The sequence below is a fragment of the Actinomadura luteofluorescens genome (genome assembly GCF_013409365.1).
Classification (GTDB): domain Bacteria; phylum Actinomycetota; class Actinomycetes; order Streptosporangiales; family Streptosporangiaceae; genus Spirillospora; species Spirillospora luteofluorescens.
Genome location: NZ_JACCBA010000001.1, coordinates 8,121,757 through 8,140,320, shown reverse-complemented (window position 1 = coordinate 8,140,320; position 18,564 = coordinate 8,121,757). Strand labels below are relative to the sequence as shown.

The following is an 18,564-nucleotide window of genomic DNA, read 5'->3' as shown; positions in this document are numbered from 1 at the left end:
GCCGGGTCAGCCACGGTGGGAGTGGGCGCGGGACCAGAGGGCCGCCCAGCCGCCGTGCGCCAGCCAGGACGCCGGGACGCGGAGCCCGTGCTCGGCGATCTCGTCCCAGAAGACGGCGGTGTCGGCGCCCAGCTCGCGGACGGCGGGCAGGGCCCGCTGCCAGGGGCCTTCCTCGTCCTCCAGCGCCGTGGCGGGGTAGCCGGGGACGGTGGTGGTGCGCGGCGGCATCACGGGGACGAGGCCGATGTCCGGCGCAGCGCAGGTAACGGTCACGGCCAGCGCGCACAGCAGGGGCTCGGCCGTCGGCTTGGCGAAGGCGCGGGCGATGACCGGATCGTCCCGGAGGGCGAGGACCCCGATCGCGCGGCGGACGCGGCGCGCCACGAGGTCGAGGGAGTACGCGTCGGCGATGGCGGGGAGCTTGACCAGCCTGCGCAGCGTCTTCGGCAGCGGCGGCTCGCCGAGCAGGAGCGGGAGCTGGTCGAAGCGGTCGCGCAGCGCCGGGTCGAGAGCGTCGAGTGCGCCGCGCAGGGGCCGGTGGCCGGAAGCCGTCCAGATCCGGACCAGATCGGTGGCGCCCTCCTCCAGGGCCCGCCCGACGGCCCCGGTGAGCTGCGGGCCGCCGAAACGCCGCAGCCGGACGAGCGCGGCGTCCGGCCCTGTCCCGGCCACGGCGGCGAAGGCGCCGAGCGCCTCCGGAGCGACCCGCTCCCACGACCCGAGCGCGAGCTCGCCGAGCGCGCGCCCGGCCTCCTCCACGAGGCGGGGCGCGGCGCGCCGCCGGGCCGGCCGCACCGGCGGGAGCTCCTCCGGCACCGGCGCGGTGTCGTCCTTGGCGGCTCCGGGGATCCCGGCGATCCAGTCGCGGAACCGCTGTTCGAGGGTCTCGTCCGGCGCGTCGTTGAACCTCGCCGCGATCTCGCTGACCCGCCAGCCGCGGGACGCGGGCCGCAGCGGCATCAGCTCGGCGTTCACGACCAGCAGGCCGTCGGCGTCGTAGAGGCCGGCGAGACCGCTCCGGCCCTCCCTGGCCTCCTCGACGTAGGCCGGTCCGGCGATGCAGTTGCCCATGTGGTCCGCCCATTCGGCGACGTCCCGGGCGCTGCGGGCGATCTTGAGCCGGAGGCGGGTCCCGGGGACGGTCGCGCCGTCCACGGCGGCGAGCGGCGCCGGGACGGCGAAGTCGCCGGTGAGGGCCTCGGCGATCGCGGTGGCCGACATCAGGCCCACGGTGAGGGCGGCCCACGTGCGGGGCGCCCGGGGCGGGACGCCTCCGAGCGCGACCAGCTGCGCCGCGCCGGACACGGCGCCCATGAGCGAGTCGAGGCGCGGGGTCAGCGGCTCGCCCGCCGGCGGCGGGTCGTGGTCGAACCACGGCCGGCCGGTCCCGGGAGTGGGCTGCGCCCGCTCGTGCCCGTACAGCCGGGCGAGGGCATCGATCAGGTCGGCGTACCAGAGGAGGTCGGCGGCGGTCTCCGCGGTCGCCGGGTCCTGCCCCGGAGCGAGCCTGCGGCGCAGGGGCTCGGCGTCTCCCAGCATCGGCCCGGACCACGGCAGGATGCCGTCCCACTCGGCGGGCGGGCGGCCGTACCCGGCCCCCTCGCGCCAGCTCTCCAGGCTGGGCGACCATTCGCGCAGCAGGTCGTCGTGCGTCCCGACCATGTCGTCCATCAGGCGCCCGATGTCCTCGACGACGACCAGCGCGAAGTCGCGGGCGCAGGCCAGGCGCGGCCTGACATAGCCGGCGGCCTTGGCGTCCATCGGCCTGCCGGCGGCGAGCCTGTGCGCGAGGTCGCGGACGTAGGCGCCGGGACGCGCGGGGAGACCGGTCAGCCCCGGCACGCGCCGCACCGCCTTCCCGGCGGCCCAGTCGGGCATCATGGACGCGGCGGCCCGCAGCATCGGGGCCGACCGCCCGAGGCCGTCCTCCAAGCCGTGGTCGGCGACGGCCGCGGCGGTCCGGACCAGCGCGGTGGCGGCGATCGCGTCCGCGAAGGCGCGCTGGAGGCGTTCGTGCCAGTACCAGCGGCCGGGGGTCCAGCGCGCGATGTCGGCGAGCGAGGGCTGCTCGTCCGCCAGGTCGATGCGCACCTGCCACATGATGTGCTCGTCGTCGTCGTGGCGGCGTCGCGCGCGCAGGTCTTCGAGCCGGTCGCGGCGGCTCTGCGTCGCCAGCCGCGCCTCCCGGCGGGCGAGCCCGGCGCGGCGCTCGGCGACCCGCTCCCACAGGTCCAGGATCAGCGCGAGCCTGCGGGGCGCGGGCACCGGCCCGAACACCTGCCGCAGGTACCCCGCGAGCACGGACGGCTGCCCGCCCGGGGTGAGGTCGACGCCCTCGGGAGCCTCCAGGGCGAGCACCCGTTCGAGCTGCTCGGGCCCGAGGACGTCGCTGGCGGCCGACGCCAGATGCAGCGCCGCCCAGCGCCCCTCCTCGGCGGCCCGCCCGGCGGCCGCGCCGACCCGTTTGGTGACCGCGGGCCCGAAGAGCGCGACGAGGACCCCGGCCCGCTCACCGAGGCGGTGCGCACCGCTCAGGCCGACCGCCCGGAGCGCGGCCAGGACCGCGTCCCGCTGGTCCCCGCGCGCCCCGTCCAGCCGCGCGGAACGGAACCCGCCGCCGAGGTCGACGCCCGCTCCGGCCGCGACGGCGCCCCCGTCGGCGACGAGCAGCGAGAGCTCCCGGACGGCGTCGGCCACGTCCTGCGCCGGGGCCTCCTCGGGCCCCAGCGCGACGGGCGTCCCCGGGCGCGCGCCCGCCCCGTCCGGCAGCCGGTGCGGTCCGGACGGACGGGCGATCCAGGCATGGCGCCCGGACGCCACCACTCCCCCAGAAAGCCGGATCTTCACCCGCCCCATCTTCCTCCCGGCGGCCGCACGGGCCAACGGATTTCCCCGCATCCGGCGGCCCGTGTGGTTCCCTGTGGACATGTACGACGTGATCATCGCGGGCGGCGGGCACAACGGCCTGGTCGCGGCCGCCTACCTGGCGGGCGCCGGCAGGCGCGTGCTGGTGCTGGAACGGCTCGGGCACTTCGGCGGGCTGGCGGTCTCGGCGCGCGTCTTCCCCGGCGTGGACGCGAGGCTCTCGCGCTACTCCTACCTGGTGAGCCTGCTGCCGTCACGGATCATCCGGGACCTGCGCCTGCGCATCGAGCTGCGCGGGCGGCGGTTCGCCTCGTACACGCCGGCCGGCGACGGCGGCCTGCTGATCGACAACGGGGACGCCGCGCGGACGGCCGCCTCCCTCAAGGGCGACGCCGCCGCCTGGCGGAGGTTCTACGCGATGGCCGGTCACGTCGCCGAACGCGTCGCGCCGACCCTGCTGGAACCGCTGCGCGACCGCGCGGGGTTCCGGGAGGTGGTAGGCGACGAGGAAGCCTGGCGCGACCTGTTCGAACGGCCCATCGGAGACGTCGTGGACGAGCGCTTCACCGACGACACCGTGCGCGGCGTCGTCCTCACCGACGCGCTGATCGGGACGTTCGCCGACATCTCCGATCCGTCGCTGCTGGCCAACCGGTGCTTCCTCTACCACGTCGTCGGGAACGGGACCGGTGACTGGAACGTACCCGTCGGCGGCATGGGCGCGGTGACCGGGGCCCTGGCCGACGCCGCCCGCGCGGCCGGGGCCGAACTGCGCTCCGGCATGGAGGTCCTGCACGTCGACCCGGCCGGAGAGGTCACGTTCCGGGACGCGGACGGCGCCGAGCACGCCGCCTCGGCCAGGTGGGTGCTGGTCAACATGCCGCGGGAGGGGACGGCCGAGGGGTCGCAGCTGAAGGTGAACATGGTGCTGTCGCGGCTGCCGCGGCTGCGCGACCCGTCCGTCCGGCCGGAGGAGGCGTTCGCGGGCACCTTCCACATCAACGAGAGCCGGGAGCAGATCGACAGGGCCTACCGCGAGGCCCGCGACGGCCGCGTCCCCTCGGTCCCGCCCGCCGAGGTGTACTGCCATTCGCTGACCGATCCGTCCATTCTCGGACCGGAACTGCGGGAGGCCGGGGCCCACACGCTGACGCTGTTCGGCCTGCACATGCCCGCGCGCCTGTTCCGGTCCGACCCCGAGGGCTCGCGCGCCGCGGCGCTGCGCGCGACGCTGGCGTCCTTCGACGCGGTACTCGCCGAGCCGATCGAGGACTGCCTCCTGCGCGCCCCCGACGGCACGCCGTGCCTGGAGGCCAAGACGCCCGTCGACCTGGAGAACGGCGTCGGCCTCCCTGGCGGACACATCTTCCACCGCGACCTGTCGTGGCCGTTCGCGGAGGCGGCCGCGGAACACGGGCGGTGGGGCGTCGAGACCGAGCATCCGCGCGTGCTGCTGTGCGGGGCGGGCGCCAGGCGGGGCGGAGGCGTCAGCGGAATCCCAGGCCACAACGCGGCCCGCGCCGTCTTGGACGCCAGCTAGAGCCTGTCTAGAACCTGCCTCGGTCAAGCCCGCGAACGCGTGAACTGCCCGGTGCAGCGAAGCCGGAGGCGAGCGAAACCGGGCAGTTCGCGAAGCGATGCCGTGTTCGCCCAGTACCGGTCACGTAGCGAGCCCCAGGCGAGCGAAGTGGGCCGAGACTGCGGAAACACAGCTAGCGCCCGCAGGCGCGGTGCAGGGCCGCGACCGCGGCCTCGGGGTCGTAGGACGGCAGCACGGCGGCCAGGTGACCGTCCGGGCGGACGATGTGGACCGTGTCCGCGCCGGAGTGCAGGGCCGCCCGCAGTGCCCCGCCGGTGTCGATGTCGTCCAGCGCGTGGATCTCGTGCGGGACGTCGGTCGGCAGCCTCTCGGTTCGCCCGCCCTGGGTGAGGACCACGAATCGTGTGCCGAACAGGCGGCGCAGGCGGGTCGGTTCCCCGTCCACGACGCACGGCCCGTCCGGGCAGAGGACGCCCGGCAGCGGCGGCCGGACGGCCCCGGGACCGCGAGGGAAGTCCTCCACCTGCCCGGCCGGGGTCGTCAGCGGCGAGTCCAGGTACCAGAACGGCTCGGCGAGCCTGCCCGAGTCGACGATCGTGCGGGGGTCCGGGTGGGTCCGGGCCGCCTCCAGGGACTCCAGCCGCCGGGCCCGCTGCCGCGGGGTCCGCGGGACGAGGAACTCCATCGTCCGCGTGGTCACCCGCAGGTTCTCCTCGGCGGCCGCACGGCGCTCGGCGTCGTAGCTGCGCAGCAGCGCGGGCGGGGCCCAGCCGTGCCGGACGAACGCGAGCTTCCAGGCGAGGTTCTCCGCGTCCTGCACGCCGGAGTTCAGACCGCGGGCACCGAACGGCGCGTAGACGTGGGCGGCGTCCCCGGCCAGGAAGGCGCGGCCGGACGCGAACGCCGCCGCGACCCGCTCGTGGAACCGGTACACGGTGGCCCACACGATCTCGTACGGGACGTCCCCGGTGATCCTGCGGATGCGGGCGTCCAGCGCGCCCGACCCGCGCTCGGCGTCGAGGTCGAGGTCGGCGGGCACCTGCCAGTCGATGCGCCACGTCCGGTCCGGGCACTGGTGGACCAGGACCTGGCGCCCGGGATTCCATTCGGGATCGAAGTAGAACCGCCGCTCGCTCGGGAACGGCAGGTCCGCCCGGATGTCGCAGATGAGGAACCGGTCGGTGAAGGTGCGGCCGGGGAAGCCGATGCCGAGCAGGTCCCGGACGGCGCCGTGCCCGCCGTCCGCGCCGACCAGGTGGGTGCCGCGCACGGCGGCCCCCTCGGCGAGGGCCTCGACGCCGTCCCCGTCCTGGCGCAGTCCGGTGACGCGATGCCCGTACCGGACCTCCACCAGCGGTTCGGCGGCGGCCAGGTCCCGCAGCCGCGCCTCGACCTCCGCCTGGGAGATGTTGATCCAGGGCGGCACGGCGCCGCGCCCGGCGCCCGGGAAGGTCACGGCGAACAGCTCGTCCCCGCGGTGGTAGGTGCGGCCGGTCGTCCACGTCACCCCGCGCGCGATCATCGTCTCGGCGCAGCCGACCCGGTCGAGCACGTCGAGGACGTCGCGCTGGAAGCAGATCGCCCGGGACCCGGACGGGTCGCGGCGGGCGGCGGCCTCCAGCACCACCGATGGCACGCCGTGCCGCGCCAGCAGCAGCGCCGTGACCAGGCCGACGGGACCCGCGCCCACGACGACGACCGGTTCGCTGCCCCTCACGCCTCCACCTGATCACGTCGCGGCGTTCCCGGCCACCTCCCGCGCGCGCTCGGCGGCCCGCTCGATCGTCCGGTCGGCGACCCGCCGGTCCTGCCAGCCGCGCACGTCGGTGCCCTTGCCGGGCTCCAGGCTCTTGTAGATGTCGAAGAAGTGCGCGATCTCGTCGAGGACGTGCTCGTGGACGTCCCGCAGGTCGCGGATCCCGGCGTAGCGGACGTCCCCGGCCGCCACGGTGAGGATCTTGGCGTCGGGGACGCCCCCGTCGAGCATCCAGAACACCCCGATGCTGCGCACCCTGATCACGCACCCGGGGAAGGTCGGCTCCTCCAGCAGCACCATCGCGTCCAGCGGGTCGCCGTCCTCCGCGCACGTGTCCGGGATGTACCCGTAGTCCGCCGGGTACTGCGTCGAGGTGAACAGCATCCGGTCGAGCCGGATGCGGCCGAGCCGGTGGTCCATCTCGTACTTGTTGCGCGATCCCCGGGGAATCTCGACGATCATGTCGATCTCCATGAATCCCTCCCCAGGGGAGCACTACCCACGAGTCGCCCCGCCACCTCAGTGGGCGGCGGCGTTCCAGTCGGGGCCGGTGCCGATGGCGACCTCCAGGCCGACCGCGAGCGGGTAGGCCGTCGTCATCCCGGTGCGGACGATCTCCCGCACCGCGTCCGCCTCGCCGGGCGCCACCTCCAGGACGATCTCGTCGTGCACCTGGAGCAGCAGGCGGCTGGCGAGCCCGGCGGCGGTCAGCGCCGCATCCACCCGCAGCATCGCGATCTTGACGATGTCGGCGGCGGAGCCCTGGACGGGGGCGTTCAGCGCCATCCGCTCGGCGGTCTCGCGGCGCCGCCGGTCGTCGCTGTTCAGGTGGGGCAGGTAGCGGCGGCGGCCGAGGATCGTGCGGGTGTGGCCGGTGGCCCGGGCCTCGGCGACGACGTGGTCGAGGTAGTCGCGGACGCCGCCGAGCCGCTCGAAGTAGGCGTCCATCAGCGGGCGCGCCTCGGCCACCGGGATGCCGAGCTGCCGGGAGAGGCCGAACGCCGACAGCCCGTAGGCCAGCCCGTACGACATCGCCTTGATCTTGCGGCGCATGTCCGGGGTGACGCCTCCGGGGGTCACTCCGAAGACCCGCGCGGCCATCGTCGTGTGCAGGTCCTCGCCGGACTCGAACGCCGCCAGCAGCGTGGGGTCCTGCGACAGGTGCGCCATGACGCGCAGTTCGAGCTGGCCGTAGTCGGCCGTCATCAGCGCCGCGTAGCCCTCGCCGGGCGTGAACGCGCGGCGGATGCGCCGCCCCTCCTCCGTCCGGATCGGGATGACCTGGAGGTTCGGGTCGGCGGAGGTGAGGCGGCCGGTCGCGGCGACGGTCTGCTGGAAGTCGGTGTGGATCCGGCCGTCCGCGCCGATCTCCCGGATGAGCCCGGTGACCGTGGAGCGCAGCCTCGCCTGGTCGCGGTGCCGCAGCAGGACCTGCGGCAGGCCGTTGCCGGTGCGGGTGGCCAGCCAGGTCAGAGCGTCCACGTCGGTGGAGTACCCCGACTTGATCTTCTTGGTCCTGGGCAGGTCGAGCTCGCCGAACAGCACCTCCTGGAGCTGCTTGGTCGAGGCGGGGTTGAAGCGGCGTCCGGCGATCTCGGCGGCCTCGTCGGCGGCGCGCTCCATCCCGGCGGAGAAGTACCGTTCCAGCTCGTGCAGCTGGCCCGCGTCGACGTGCACGCCGGCGCGTTCGGCGCGGGCGAGCAGGCGGGACAGCGGCAGCTCGACGTCCCGCAGGACCTCGTCCATGCCCGTGGACGCCAGGTCGGCGGCGAACACGCCGGCGAGGTCGAGGACGGCGCGGGCGCTCATCATCAGCCCGGCCGCGCCCTCGGCGGCCGGGCGGCGCCCGAGATGGCGGCCCGCGAGGTCGGCGATCCCGTAGGCGGCCAGGCCCGGCAGCAGGAGGTAGGCGGCCATCGCGGTGTCGGTGGCGATCCCGTCGAGGCGCCGGCCGCGCTCGCCGAGGACGCGCAGCAGCGACTTCACGTCGTGCAGCGCCTTCGGCCGGGCGGGATCGGCCAGCCAGGCGGCGAAGGCCCGCTCGTCCTCCGCGGTGAGGACGGACGGCTCGAACGACGCGGCGTTCCCGTCGCCCGCGGCCAGCGCGATCCGCGCGATGTCTCCGGCGCCGCGCACCCACGTGCAGTCGGCGACCAGCCCCGTGAGGCCGGTCGCGTGCGACGCGAGCCAGGGGGCCAGCTCGTCCGGCCCCAGTTCCCGCCCCTGGACGTGGTCCGGCTCGGCGTCCGGCGGGGGGCGTCCGCCGCCCGGGTCCGCCGCGAACAGGCGCTGCCGGAGGCTGGCGTTGCGGAACTCCAGCTCGTCGAGCAGGGAGGTGAAGGCCGCCAGGTCGTACGGGCGCCGCCGCAGGCCGGCGGGCTCCACCGGGAGGTCCAGGTCGCGCACGAGCTCGGTCAGCCGCCGGTTCAGCGCGACCGTGCCGGCGGCGGCCCGCAGCTTCTCCCCCGCCTTGCCCCTGACCTCGCCGGCGCGCTTCAGCAGGGCGGCCAGCGACCCGTAGTCGCGCACCCACCGGGCGGCCGTCTTCTCCCCGATGCCGGGGATGCTCGGCAGGTTGTCGGACGGGTCGCCGCGCAGCGCCGCGAAGTCGGGGTACTGGGCCGGGGTGAGCCCGTACCGCTCGCGCACCGCGCCGGGCGTGTACCGGATCATCTCCGAGGCCGTCCGGTAGAAGTACAGGACGGTGACGCCGTCGCTGACGAGCTGGAGCACGTCCCGGTCGCCGGTGACGATCAGCACGTCCATGCCGTCCGCCTCCGCCGCCGTCGCCAGCGTCGCGATGACGTCGTCGGCCTCGTAGCCGGGGGCCCGCACCACCGGCACGCTCATCGCGGCGAGCAGCCGGTCGAGGAGGGGCAGCTGGCTGCCGAACTCCCGCGGCGAGCGCGCCCGGGTGGCCTTGTACTCGGGGTACGCCTCGGTCCGGAACGTCTGCCGGGAGACGTCGAACGCGACGGCCGCGTGCGTGGGGCGCTCGTCCCGCAGCACGTTGGCGAGCATGTTCGCGAACCCGTACACGACGTTGGTCGGCTGCCCGGAGGTGGTGGTGAAGTTCTCGACCGGCAGCGCGTAGAACGCCCGGTAGGCCAGCGAGTGGCCGTCCAGGAGCAGCAGGCGGGGCCGGTCCGTCATGTGTCACATCCTGGCACCCGGGCATGGGGCATGAAACCGGCGGCGGGGGTGTTGGGACGGCATGACCAAGATCGAACTCGGACGGCTCGGCATCTGGCGCCCCTGGCCGCAGTTGAGCCCCGAACTGGCCAGGGACGTCGAGGAGCTCGGCTACGGCACGGTCTGGATCGGCGGCTCGCCGGCCGACCCGGACGTCGCCGGGCGGCTCCTGGCCGCGACCGGACGCATCGTGGTCGCCACCGGCATCGTGAACATGTGGAGCACGCCCGCCGAGGAGGCCGCCGCGGCCTACCACCGGCTGAACGAGACGCACGGCGGGCGGTTCCTGCTCGGCGCCGGCATCGGCCACCGGGAGCGGGACCAGGAGTACCGCAGCCCGTACGAGACGATCGTGGACTACCTCGACCGGCTGGACGCCGGGAAGGTCCCCGTGGAAGGGCGGGTCCTCGCCGCGCTCGGGCCGAAGGTGCTGCGGCTGGCGGCCGAGCGCGCCGCGGGCGCCCACCCGTACCTGACCACGCCCGAGCACACCCGGTCGGCTCGGGAGATCCTGGGGGCGGGCCCGCTGCTTGCGCCGGAGCAGAAGGTCGTGCTCGAACCCGATCCGGTGCGCGCCCGCGCGATCGCCAGGGACACCCTGGGCCGCTACCTCGCCCTGCGCAACTACGTCGCCAGTTTCGAGCGGCTGGGGTTCACGGCCGGCGACTTCGAGGGCGGCGGCAGCGACGCGCTCGTGGACGCGCTGGTCGCGCACGGCGACGCCGCGGCGGTGGCCGCGCGGCTGGCCGCCCACCTGGAGGCGGGCGCCGACAACGTCGCCGTCCAGGTGCTGACCGAGCCCGGCGGCGATCCCCGTCCCGCCCTGCGGGCGATCGCCGAGGCGCTGCTCTGACATGGCGAAGGGCGCGCCCGGGCCGGGCGCGCCCCTCGCTGCGAAGGGTCTAGCGGGTCGCGTGGTTGCCGATCACGTCCGGCGTCACGCGCGTGCGGGGCTGCGCCTGCCGGCGGGCGAGCTCGTTCCCGTTGACCGTCAGGGTGCTGTGCGCGAACAGCTCGGTGACCGCGGCGGTGCCGTCGATCATCTGGTCGAAGCCCTTCAGGTTCACGTTGTCGTAGCGGTCGCAGGCCTGGTGGTAGCACGGGTCGTAGGCGAGGCCCGCGGTGCCGCCGTACCGCTTCGCCTGCTCGGGGGTCTTGATGCCCTCGGCGCCGGTGAACAGGCCGCCGGCGGGGATGCCGACGCTGATGAACGCGTCGTAGTCCGAACGCCCGTTGAACGGCGTCGGGTCGGTGGGCAGCTTGCGCTTGGCGAAGTGGTCGACGAACGCCTTCTCGATCGCGCCGGACCCGGCGGGCGCTTCGACGTTGTTCTCGCCCGCGCTGTTGTCACCGTCGTAGACGAAGTTGACGTAGTTGGGCGAGGCGAGCATGTCGAAGTCGAGCATCAGGGCGACCTTGTCGCGCTCGGCCTGCGGAAGGTTGTCGACGTAGTACTGGGAGCCGAGCAGTCCCTCTTCCTCGGCGCCCCAGAAGGCGAACCGCACCTTGTTGCGGACCTTGGAGCCGAGCTTGTTGATCTGCTTGGCCATCTCCAGCAGCGTCGCGGTGCCCGAGCCGTCGTCGTTGATGCCGGGCCCGGCGGTGACGCTGTCGTTGTGCGCGCCCACCACCACGACGTTGTCGGCCCTGCCGCGCCTGGTGTCGGCGATGACGTTGGCGGCCTGGCGCTTCTCGTTCAGGGTGTCGGTCCTGACCCGGAGCGTGACGCCGCCGTTCTGCGCCTGCTGGACGAGGGCCTTGCCGACCGCGTTCGTCGGGCCGACCACCGGGAGGCCGTAGGGCGTGGTCAGCGTCCCCCCGACCGGGCCCGGCTGGTCGGGCAGCTGGTAGATGACGACTGCGGACGCGCCGGCGGCGACGGCGTTGTCGGCCTTGAGGGAGAAGAAGCAGCCGCCGCGCTGGATCAGCGCGATGTGGCCCTTGGGGAACCCGGCGAAGTCGCCGGCCTCGCACCCGCTGCCGTCCCCGGTGGCCTGCGGGTCGACCGGGGTCGCGGGGGCCGTGACGTCGCCCGACCCGGAGTACTGGAGCGTCTCGAAGTCGCCGTGCGGCGCGAACGTCTTCGGATCCGGCGCGGTCTCCGCGAGGACCGGCTCCGACAGCTCCTGCCAGAAGTCGAACTCGAAGTTCTGGATCACCGGCGCGTATCCGGCCCGCTTGAGCTGGTCCGCGATGTACTTGATGGTGATCTTGTTGCCGGGCAGTCCCGCGGCCCGGTTGCCGCCGTTGGCGTCCGAGATCTTCTGCAGGTTCAGCTGGTGGTGCCGCACGTCGCTCAGCTTGACGAGCGCGGCCAGCCTGGACTGGGCCGGGCCGGCGGCTTGGGCGGGCGCCGCGGCCACGGTGGTGGCGGCGAGCGACAGCCCGGCGAGGACGGCTAGCGCGGCTCTGCGCATGCTCGGTCTCCGTTGGTGGGGGGGACAAAGTAAGCCGAAGCTTGACATGTGTCATTTCTTGCAACAAGACACGACTCCGCATCAAAACGGCCAATGTTGGCCTAGTTTTTCACCGGGTTAACACGGTTGACATACCTCCGCCGATTCCCCCTCGCGCCCCTTCGCGCCTCTCAGAGGACGTGGCCGGCCGGGCCCCGAAGGCCAATCAATTGCAAGATCATTAAATGGATGCCGACGCAGTGACCTGCGGCGACACTCGGGAAAAGGCGGTCGGTGGGCGGCCTGGACGGCCGCGCCGGAGCAGGGCCCGCAAACCGCCGCGTACACGCCCGGGAAGCGGCCGTTCACGCGGCGCACGCGAGAGATCACAAGTCGCCCCAGGTGAGACCTCTGGTCCCCGGCAAATCGAACTAAGTATGCTCCGGTCCCGCCAGGTCGGTCGGGGACGGCCGGTTCGATGACGATCAGGAGTGTGGGCCGGTGACGAAGCCCGAGCAGCTTCATGGCTCCCATGGGCGGCCGCGGACGCGGCCGGTCGGCCGGCGGATCGCGATGCTCCTCGCCATTCCGCTCGCCGCTCTCGTCTCGCTGTGGGTCTTCTCGGCGGGGACGACGCTGTCCGCCGCACTGCAGCGGTCGGAGTTCACGCGGATGTACAAGGACGTGGGGCTGCCGGCCGGCACCGTCATCGGGGCGATCCAGCGCGAGCGCGCCGCCGCCGTGGCCGTCCTGACGGCGCGGACCGCGGCCGGCGGGCGGGCCTACGAGGACCTCGCGGCCAAGACCGACGCCGCCGTGGCGGCCTTCCGCGCGGCCGCCTTCAAGCCCCGCCTCAGGAACGCGATGGGCCCGGAACTCTGGGAGCGCATGGAGGCGCTGGACGACAGCCTCGACCAGCTCGAACCGCTGCGGACCCAGATCACCCAGCGCGCGGCCAGCACGGTGCAGGCCATCGACGCCTACAGCGGCTTCTCCGACTCGACGTTCCGGTTGCTGACGACCTTCATCAGCGTCAACGACACGGCGGTGTACCGGCAGAGCGCCGGGATCACCCACTTCTCGTGGGCGAGCGATTTCATGCTGCGCGAGGACGCCCTGATGTCCGCGGCCGGCGCGCGCCGGCTGACCGCGGCCGAGCGCATGGCCTTCGCGGGCTGGGCCGGCAACCGCGAGCAGTTCTTCTCGCTCGCCCGCGTCGAGGTGACCGGCGAACTGTCCCGGGTCGTCGAGGATCTCGCCACCTCGACCGCCTACGGCAGCTTCACCTTGATCGAGACCCAGATCCGCTGGCAGGGCCTCAATCCCGGCGTCCGGCAGTGGCGGACGGCCACGCAGGAGCTGACACCGCTGTGGTTCACCTCCTCCTCCCGCGTCGGCGACGTCCTGAACGACGACGTCGTCGAGCCGGCCGGGCACCGGATCATGCTGCGCTTCTTCCTGGCCTGCGTCGTGGGCCTGCTGATCGTGGCCGCCTCGGTCACGCTGTCGGTGCTGTTCGCCCGGCGGCTCGCGCGGGAGCTGCGGGACCTGCAGGCCTTCGCGCAGCGGCTCGCGCACGAGCGGCTGCCCGCGGTCGTGGCCCGGCTGCGGCGCGGCGAGAAGGTCGACGTCGACGCCGAGGCGCCGCGCCCGGAGCGCGGGCGGACCAAGGAGATCGCCCTGGTGGCCGACGCGTTCGACGCCGTCCAGCGCACGGCCGTCGGCACCGCGGTCGGCGAGGCCGAGCTGCGCGCCAGCATCAACCGGGTCTTCATCAACCTGTCGTGGCGCAGCCAGTCGCTGCTGCACCGGCAGCTGCGGCTGCTGGACCAGATGGAGCGGCGCGCGTCCAGCCCCGAGGAGCTGGACGACCTGTTCCGCCTCGACCACCTGACCACCCGCATGCGGCGGCACGCCGAGGGCCTGGTCATCCTGTCCGGGTCGCCGACCGTGCGCGCCTGGGACCACCCGGTCGCCGCCGAGGACGTGGTGCGCGCCGCGATCGCCGAGGTGGAGGACTACACGCGGGTGGAGGTGACCGGCGCGTCCTCGGCCGCGGTCACCGGCGACGTCGTCGCCGACGTCATCCACCTGCTGGCGGAGCTGATCGAGAACGCGGCGTCGTTCTCCCCGCCGGCCACGGAGGTCACCGTCAAGGTCGAGACCGTCGCCAACGGGCTGGCCGTCGAGGTCGTGGACCGGGGCGTCGGCCTGGAGCCCGACGAGCTGGAGGAGCTGAACCGGCGGCTCAACAGCGCCGTCGAGTTCGACCTGGTCGACACCGAGCGGCTCGGCCTGTTCGTCGTCGCGCGCCTCGCCGACCGGCACGGCATCCAGGTCTCGCTCCTGCCGTCCCCGTACGGGGGCACGACCGCGATCGTCCTCGTGCCGCACGCGCTGGTCGTCCTCGACGACGACTGGCACGCGGGCCGCGGCCGCGCGGCCGCGGCGCCGCAGCCCGTCGGTTCGGCGGCGCACGGGGGCGGCGGCCCGGCGCGGCTCGGCCGCCCGTCGCGTCCGGCGCTGCCCGGCCGGATCGTCCAGGCGCAGCCGTCCGGCGAGCTCGCCGGCCTGCCCGCCGGGCGGGGCGCCGTGCCGCCGCCGGCGCCGCCCCTCGACCCGCCGCTCGACTCGGCGCTCGACCCGTCCGGGACGCTCACGGACCGGGCCCGCCCGAACGGCGCCGAGCCGCGGCCGGGCGGGGTGGAGGACAGCGAGGTCACGGGGCGGCTCCCGCGCCGGGTGCGGCAGAGTTCCCTGGCCCCGCAGCTGCGCGGGCGGTCCGCGCCGCGGCACGCCCAGCCCGCCGCGCCGGCGGGCGAGGACGATTTCGAAGAACCGAGCCCGGAGCTCAGCCGCGACCTGATGGCGTCGCTGCAGTCGGGATGGCTGCGCGGCAGGGTCGACGACGAACCGGGCGAACTGGATCCACGCGATGAATGGGGGGAGTCATGATGCGGCAGGGCAACGCCTCCGGCGAGCTCGACTGGCTGCTCGACGATCTGGTGCAGCGGGTCGGGGAGGTCCGCCAAGCCGTCCTGCTGTCCAGGGACGGACTGGTCATGGGCGCCTCAGGGGACGTCACCCGCAAGGACGCCGAGTTCCTCGCGGCGCTGTCGTCGGGCTTCCACAGCCTGGCCAACGGCGCCCGCGAGCACTTCCAGGCCAAGCAGGTGCGGCAGACCGTCGTCGAGCTGGACGGCATGCTGTTCTTCGTCATGCCCGCGGGCAACGGGAGCTGCCTCGCCGTGCTGAGCGACGCCGGCGGCAACGCGGGGCTGGTCGCCTACGAGACGACCATGCTGATCAAGCGGGTGCGGCGCACGCTGTCGGCGCAGCCGCGCGGCGCCGAGTCGCAGGATCCGCCGGTGCGCTCGGGCGCGTCAGGCTAGAGCCGGCGTGCAGAGCCCGAGAGAGCGCTGGGTCGGGTCGGACGCCGGCCCGGTCGTCCGGCCCTACGCGGTCACCCGCGGGCGCACCCGCCCCCGCGGGCTCGTCCTCGACCTCGTGACCGTTCTCGTCGCGACCGGCCGGACCCCGGCCGACCGGGTCTGGCTGTCGCGCGAGCAGCGGCTGCTGCTGGAGCTGTGCGGGCGGCCCTCCACGCCCGCCGACCTCGCCTCGGAGACCGACCTGCCGCTGCGGGTCGTGCAGATCCTGCTGGAGGACCTGCACCAGTACGGCCTGATCGAGGAGATGCCGCAGGCCGCGCACACCGAACGCCCCGACCCCCGCATCCTCATGAGAGTGCTCGATGAACTCCGCCGCCTTTGACCCGACCGCCACCGCGCACGGGCGCGACGACGACGTCCCGCTCCACACCCTGAAGGTCCTGGTGGCCGGCGGCTTCGGCGTCGGCAAGACGACGCTGGTGAGCGCGGTCAGCGAGGTCCGCCCGCTGCGCACCGAGGAGGTCCTCACCGACGCCTCCGTCGGCGTCGACCACCTCGGCGGCGTGGAGGGCAAGACCACCACGACCGTGGCGATGGACTTCGGCCGGCTGACGTTCTCCGGCGGCGTCCGGCTGTACCTGTTCGGCACGCCGGGCCAGGAGCGGTTCTGGTTCATGTGGGACCAGATCGCCTACGGCGCCGTCGGCGCCATCGTGCTGGTCGACACCCGCAGGCTCAGCACGAGCTTCGCGGCCATCGACTTCTTCGAGCAGCGGGGCCTGCCGTTCGTCATCGCGGCGAACCGGTTCGAGGGCGCCCGCCGCTACACGGTGGAGGAGATCCGCGACGCCCTGGACGTCGATCCCGAGGTCCCGGTCATGATGTGCGACGTGCGGAGCCGTGAGGTGGCGCGCGGCGTCCTGGTGGCGCTCGTCGAGCACGCACTGCACGCGTCCCGCAATTAACCGGCCGCCATCCGGGCCACGATGAGGGAGGCGAGGGCGGCGTAGGCGGACGAGTCGTCCAGGCCGGTCTGCGCCTTGATCTCGCCGCGGTGGATGGACTCCATCACCTGCCCGGCGACGGCGCCGACGAACGCGGCGTCGCCGCCGGGCGCCGCCTCCCGCACGAGGCCCTGCACGCGCCGCACCGCGTACCGGGTGTTGCTCTTGTAGATCTCCCGCGCGGGGGCGAACGCGTCCAGGTCGGCGAAGAACGCGGCGGACGCGGGGGCCAGCTCGCCCGAGATCGCCCGCAGGTAGGCGCCGACCCGTTCGCGGGGGTCGGCGTTGCCGTCGAGCGCGGCCTCCACGCGCTCGGTGGCGCGGCGGAAGAAGGCCCGCACGACGGCCGTGATGATCTGCTCCCGGCTCGCCGCGACCGAGTAGAGCGTGCTCTTGGAGCAGCGCAGCAGCGCGGCCAGGTCCGCGACGCTCAGCTCGGCGAACCCGCGCTCCAGGAAGAGGTCCATGAGCCGGTCGATCAGCGTCTCGCGCCGCCGCGACGCCCTGGTCGCCCGCTCGTCCACCGAGGTCATGACGGCGACAGTACCAAAACGGGTTCGCCGGTACTGTCTTTGGTACGGTTGGCGGTGCCGAAAGGAGACCGCCCATGCCCGCCACCCGGCACCTGCCGACCTCCGAGTCCGAGGACCTGGTCGCCCTCACCCGCGAGATCGCGGCCAAGGAGCTCGCACCGCGCGTCGCGGACGCCGAGCGCACCGGGACGTTCCCCCGCGAGGTGTTCACGACACTGGGCCGGGCGGGCCTGCTGACGCTGCCGTACCCGGAGGAGTTCGGCGGCGGCGACCAGCCCTACGAGATCTACCTGCAGGTCCTGGAGGAGATCGGGGCCGTCTGGGCGAGCGTCGGCGTCGGCGTCAGCGTGCACGCCCTGTCCTGCTTCCCGCTGTTCGCCTTCGGCACCGACGAGCAGCGCGCGCGGTGGCTGCCCGGCATGCTCTCCGGCGAGCGCCTCGGCGCCTACTGCCTGTCGGAGGCGCACGCGGGCTCCGACCCGGCCGCGATGCGCGCCAGGGCCGTCCGCGACGGCGACTCCTACGTCCTCAACGGCGCCAAGGCGTGGACGACGCACGGCGGCAAGGCCGACTTCTACACCGTCATGGCCCGCACGTCACAGGAGAAGTCGCGCGGCATCTCCTGCTTCCACGTCCCCGCGGGCACCCCCGGCCTGGAGTTCGACGAGCCCGAGGACAAGATGGGCCTGATGGGCTCCACCACCGCGACCGTCCGCCTGGTGGACGCGCGCGTCCCCGCGGACCACCTGATCGGCCACGAGGGCCAGGGGCTGTCCATCGCCCTCGCCGGCCTCGACGCCGGCCGCCTCGGCATCGCCGCCGTCGCCACCGGCCTGGCGCAGGGCGCGCTCGACACCGCCGTCGGCTACGCCAAGGAGCGCGAGGCCTTCGGCAAGGCGATCATCGACCACCAGGGGCTCGCGTTCGTCCTGGCCGACATGGCCGCCGCCGTCGAGTCGGCGCGCGCCACCTACCTGGCCGCCGCCCGGCTCAAGGACGCGGGCCGCCCCTACGGCCGCGAGGCGTCCGTCGCCAAGCTGGTCGCCACCGACAACGCCATGAAGGTCACCACCGACGCCGTCCAGGTGCTGGGCGGCGCCGGCTACACCCGCGACTTCCCGGTCGAGCGCTTCATGCGCGAGGCCAAGGTCATGCAGATCTTCGAGGGCACCAACCAGATCCAGCGCCTGGTCATCTCCCGCCACCTGGCCCGCTAGGCGGACCCCGCGCCGCGCTCCCGCAGCCCGCGGGCGATCTCGTCGGCGGTGAACGGGGAGCCGCCGGCCAGTTCCTCGGGGCCGAGGCCCTCGCGGGCCGCGTCCGCGTAGGCGTCGAGCAGGTCTCGCTTCGCGGCTTCGAGCTGCTCCGCGAGGTCCTCGTACCGGGTGGTGGCGAGCTTGACCTTCGCGGCGGCTTCCTCAGGACCCATGCGGCGCAGCGTAGCGGAGCCGCCGTCGCGCGACCGGACGGTGGGTTCTGTGTTGTTTTGTGCGGTGTGCCACGGTCTGCCCTCGTCCCGGAACCTACCGTCGGGTCATGTGGCAGTTCGTCGTGTGGGGGCTCATGGGGGCCGCGGCCAACCGCACGCTGGCGTTCCTGGAGGCGAACCGGCGCGTGAAGGGGCCGCCCTGGCGCTACCCGAAGGGACCGGGCGGCCGGTACTACCTGTTCGCCTGCGCGCTGCACTGCGGGCTCGCCGCGATGGTGACGTCGGCGGCCGCGGCGAGCGACCTGATCGACGCGCCGTGGCTGGCGTTCGCGTGCGGTGCGAGCGCCCCCGCCGTCATGGCGAAGCTCGGCCGGTACGCGCTCTGGGCGCTGCCGCCGGGCCCGGGCGGCGACGACGAGGACGACGGGCCTGGTCAGGCCGGATGAATGGGGGATGC

At 74.1% G+C, this 18,564-nt stretch carries 15 protein-coding genes; 8 read left to right on the top strand and 7 right to left on the bottom strand.

Going from position 1 to position 18,564, the window contains the following annotated elements; all coding sequences use genetic code 11:
- Positions 1-6: 6 nt before the first annotated feature.
- The gene (locus BJY14_RS37525) at positions 7-2,847 is read right to left on the bottom strand and encodes a hypothetical protein (protein ID WP_179847945.1); all 2,841 of its coding nucleotides are present in this window, start codon (positions 2,845-2,847) and stop codon (positions 7-9) included.
- A gap of 79 nt (positions 2,848-2,926) precedes the next feature.
- On the opposite strand from BJY14_RS37525, the gene BJY14_RS37520 reads away from it, so the two are divergent.
- Positions 2,927-4,405: a phytoene desaturase family protein gene (locus BJY14_RS37520; RefSeq protein ID WP_179847944.1), complete on the top strand. Its 1,479-nt coding sequence runs from the start codon at positions 2,927-2,929 to the stop codon at positions 4,403-4,405.
- A gap of 172 nt (positions 4,406-4,577) precedes the next feature.
- Here BJY14_RS37520 and BJY14_RS37515 read toward each other — a convergent pair whose 3' ends face one another.
- From BJY14_RS37515 to polA, 3 genes are read right to left on the bottom strand one after another with little or no spacing between them, the layout of a single operon-like run.
- Positions 4,578-6,122, bottom strand: a complete 1,545-nt coding sequence (locus tag BJY14_RS37515) for an FAD-dependent monooxygenase (protein WP_179847943.1) — start codon at positions 6,120-6,122, stop codon at positions 4,578-4,580.
- A gap of 12 nt (positions 6,123-6,134) precedes the next feature.
- Entirely contained in the window at positions 6,135-6,635 is a 501-nt protein-coding gene (locus BJY14_RS37510; RefSeq protein WP_179847942.1) for an inorganic diphosphatase, read from the bottom strand.
- A 45-nt stretch (positions 6,636-6,680) separates the two neighbouring features.
- A complete protein-coding gene (polA, locus tag BJY14_RS37505; RefSeq protein WP_179847941.1) occupies positions 6,681-9,314 on the bottom strand; it encodes a DNA polymerase I in 2,634 nt (877 codons plus the stop codon).
- Positions 9,315-9,375: 61 nt separating this feature from the next.
- Between polA and BJY14_RS37500 the strand changes: the two genes are divergently transcribed.
- Complete coding sequence (locus tag BJY14_RS37500; protein WP_179847940.1) at positions 9,376-10,206, top strand: LLM class F420-dependent oxidoreductase; 831 nt, start codon at positions 9,376-9,378, stop codon at positions 10,204-10,206.
- Between the two features lie 49 nt (positions 10,207-10,255).
- Here BJY14_RS37500 and BJY14_RS37495 read toward each other — a convergent pair whose 3' ends face one another.
- A complete protein-coding gene (locus BJY14_RS37495; RefSeq protein WP_179847939.1) occupies positions 10,256-11,770 on the bottom strand; it encodes a M28 family metallopeptidase in 1,515 nt (504 codons plus the stop codon).
- 480 nt (positions 11,771-12,250) lie between these two features.
- Between BJY14_RS37495 and BJY14_RS37490 the strand changes: the two genes are divergently transcribed.
- From BJY14_RS37490 to BJY14_RS37475, 4 genes are read left to right on the top strand one after another with little or no spacing between them, the layout of a single operon-like run.
- Complete coding sequence (locus tag BJY14_RS37490) at positions 12,251-14,704, top strand: sensor histidine kinase (RefSeq protein WP_179847938.1); 2,454 nt, start codon at positions 12,251-12,253, stop codon at positions 14,702-14,704.
- On the top strand, positions 14,689-15,141 hold the full coding sequence (locus tag BJY14_RS37485) for a roadblock/LC7 domain-containing protein (RefSeq protein ID WP_246396255.1): 453 nt from the start codon (positions 14,689-14,691) through the stop codon (positions 15,139-15,141). The genes BJY14_RS37490 and BJY14_RS37485 overlap by 16 nt, the downstream gene beginning before the upstream one ends.
- 7 nt (positions 15,142-15,148) lie before the next feature.
- Entirely contained in the window at positions 15,149-15,523 is a 375-nt protein-coding gene (locus tag BJY14_RS37480; RefSeq protein ID WP_179847937.1) for a DUF742 domain-containing protein, read from the top strand.
- Positions 15,504-16,106 carry a GTP-binding protein gene (locus BJY14_RS37475; protein WP_179847936.1) on the top strand — a complete coding sequence of 201 codons (603 nt, stop codon included), beginning with the start codon at positions 15,504-15,506 and terminating at the stop codon, positions 16,104-16,106. Before BJY14_RS37480 ends, BJY14_RS37475 begins: the two co-directional genes overlap by 20 nt.
- Here the strand turns inward: BJY14_RS37475 and BJY14_RS37470 are convergent.
- A complete protein-coding gene (locus tag BJY14_RS37470; RefSeq protein WP_179847935.1) occupies positions 16,103-16,678 on the bottom strand; it encodes a TetR/AcrR family transcriptional regulator in 576 nt (191 codons plus the stop codon). The two genes, BJY14_RS37475 and BJY14_RS37470, sit on opposite strands and share 4 nt — an antisense overlap.
- A gap of 74 nt (positions 16,679-16,752) precedes the next feature.
- On the opposite strand from BJY14_RS37470, the gene BJY14_RS37465 reads away from it, so the two are divergent.
- Entirely contained in the window at positions 16,753-17,895 is a 1,143-nt protein-coding gene (locus BJY14_RS37465) for an acyl-CoA dehydrogenase family protein (protein ID WP_179847934.1), read from the top strand.
- Here the strand turns inward: BJY14_RS37465 and BJY14_RS37460 are convergent.
- Positions 17,892-18,107, bottom strand: coding sequence for a hypothetical protein (locus BJY14_RS37460; RefSeq protein ID WP_179847933.1), 216 nt, complete (start codon positions 18,105-18,107; stop codon positions 17,892-17,894). The two genes, BJY14_RS37465 and BJY14_RS37460, sit on opposite strands and share 4 nt — an antisense overlap.
- Before the next feature lie 107 nt (positions 18,108-18,214).
- Here BJY14_RS37460 and BJY14_RS37455 point away from each other — a divergent pair, with 107 nt between their 5' ends.
- Complete coding sequence (locus BJY14_RS37455; protein ID WP_179847932.1) at positions 18,215-18,553, top strand: hypothetical protein; 339 nt, start codon at positions 18,215-18,217, stop codon at positions 18,551-18,553.
- Positions 18,554-18,564 lie beyond the last annotated feature (11 nt).

Bases quoted from the DNA above. Each gene is read 5' to 3' on its own strand.
- BJY14_RS37520 (WP_179847944.1), top strand. From the start codon at position 2,927: ATGTACGACGTGATCATCGCGGGCGGCGGGCACAACGGCCTGGTCGCG.
- BJY14_RS37510 (WP_179847942.1), bottom strand. From the start codon at position 6,635: ATGGAGATCGACATGATCGTCGAGATTCCCCGGGGATCGCGCAACAAG.
- polA (WP_179847941.1), bottom strand. From the start codon at position 9,314: ATGACGGACCGGCCCCGCCTGCTGCTCCTGGACGGCCACTCGCTGGCC.
- BJY14_RS37500 (WP_179847940.1), top strand. From the start codon at position 9,376: ATGACCAAGATCGAACTCGGACGGCTCGGCATCTGGCGCCCCTGGCCG.
- BJY14_RS37495 (WP_179847939.1), bottom strand. From the start codon at position 11,770: ATGCGCAGAGCCGCGCTAGCCGTCCTCGCCGGGCTGTCGCTCGCCGCC.
- BJY14_RS37485 (WP_246396255.1), top strand. From the start codon at position 14,689: ATGGGGGGAGTCATGATGCGGCAGGGCAACGCCTCCGGCGAGCTCGAC.
- BJY14_RS37475 (WP_179847936.1), top strand. From the start codon at position 15,504: ATGAACTCCGCCGCCTTTGACCCGACCGCCACCGCGCACGGGCGCGAC.
- BJY14_RS37470 (WP_179847935.1), bottom strand. From the start codon at position 16,678: ATGACCTCGGTGGACGAGCGGGCGACCAGGGCGTCGCGGCGGCGCGAG.
- BJY14_RS37465 (WP_179847934.1), top strand. From the start codon at position 16,753: ATGCCCGCCACCCGGCACCTGCCGACCTCCGAGTCCGAGGACCTGGTC.
- BJY14_RS37460 (WP_179847933.1), bottom strand. From the start codon at position 18,107: ATGGGTCCTGAGGAAGCCGCCGCGAAGGTCAAGCTCGCCACCACCCGG.
- BJY14_RS37455 (WP_179847932.1), top strand. From the start codon at position 18,215: ATGTGGCAGTTCGTCGTGTGGGGGCTCATGGGGGCCGCGGCCAACCGC.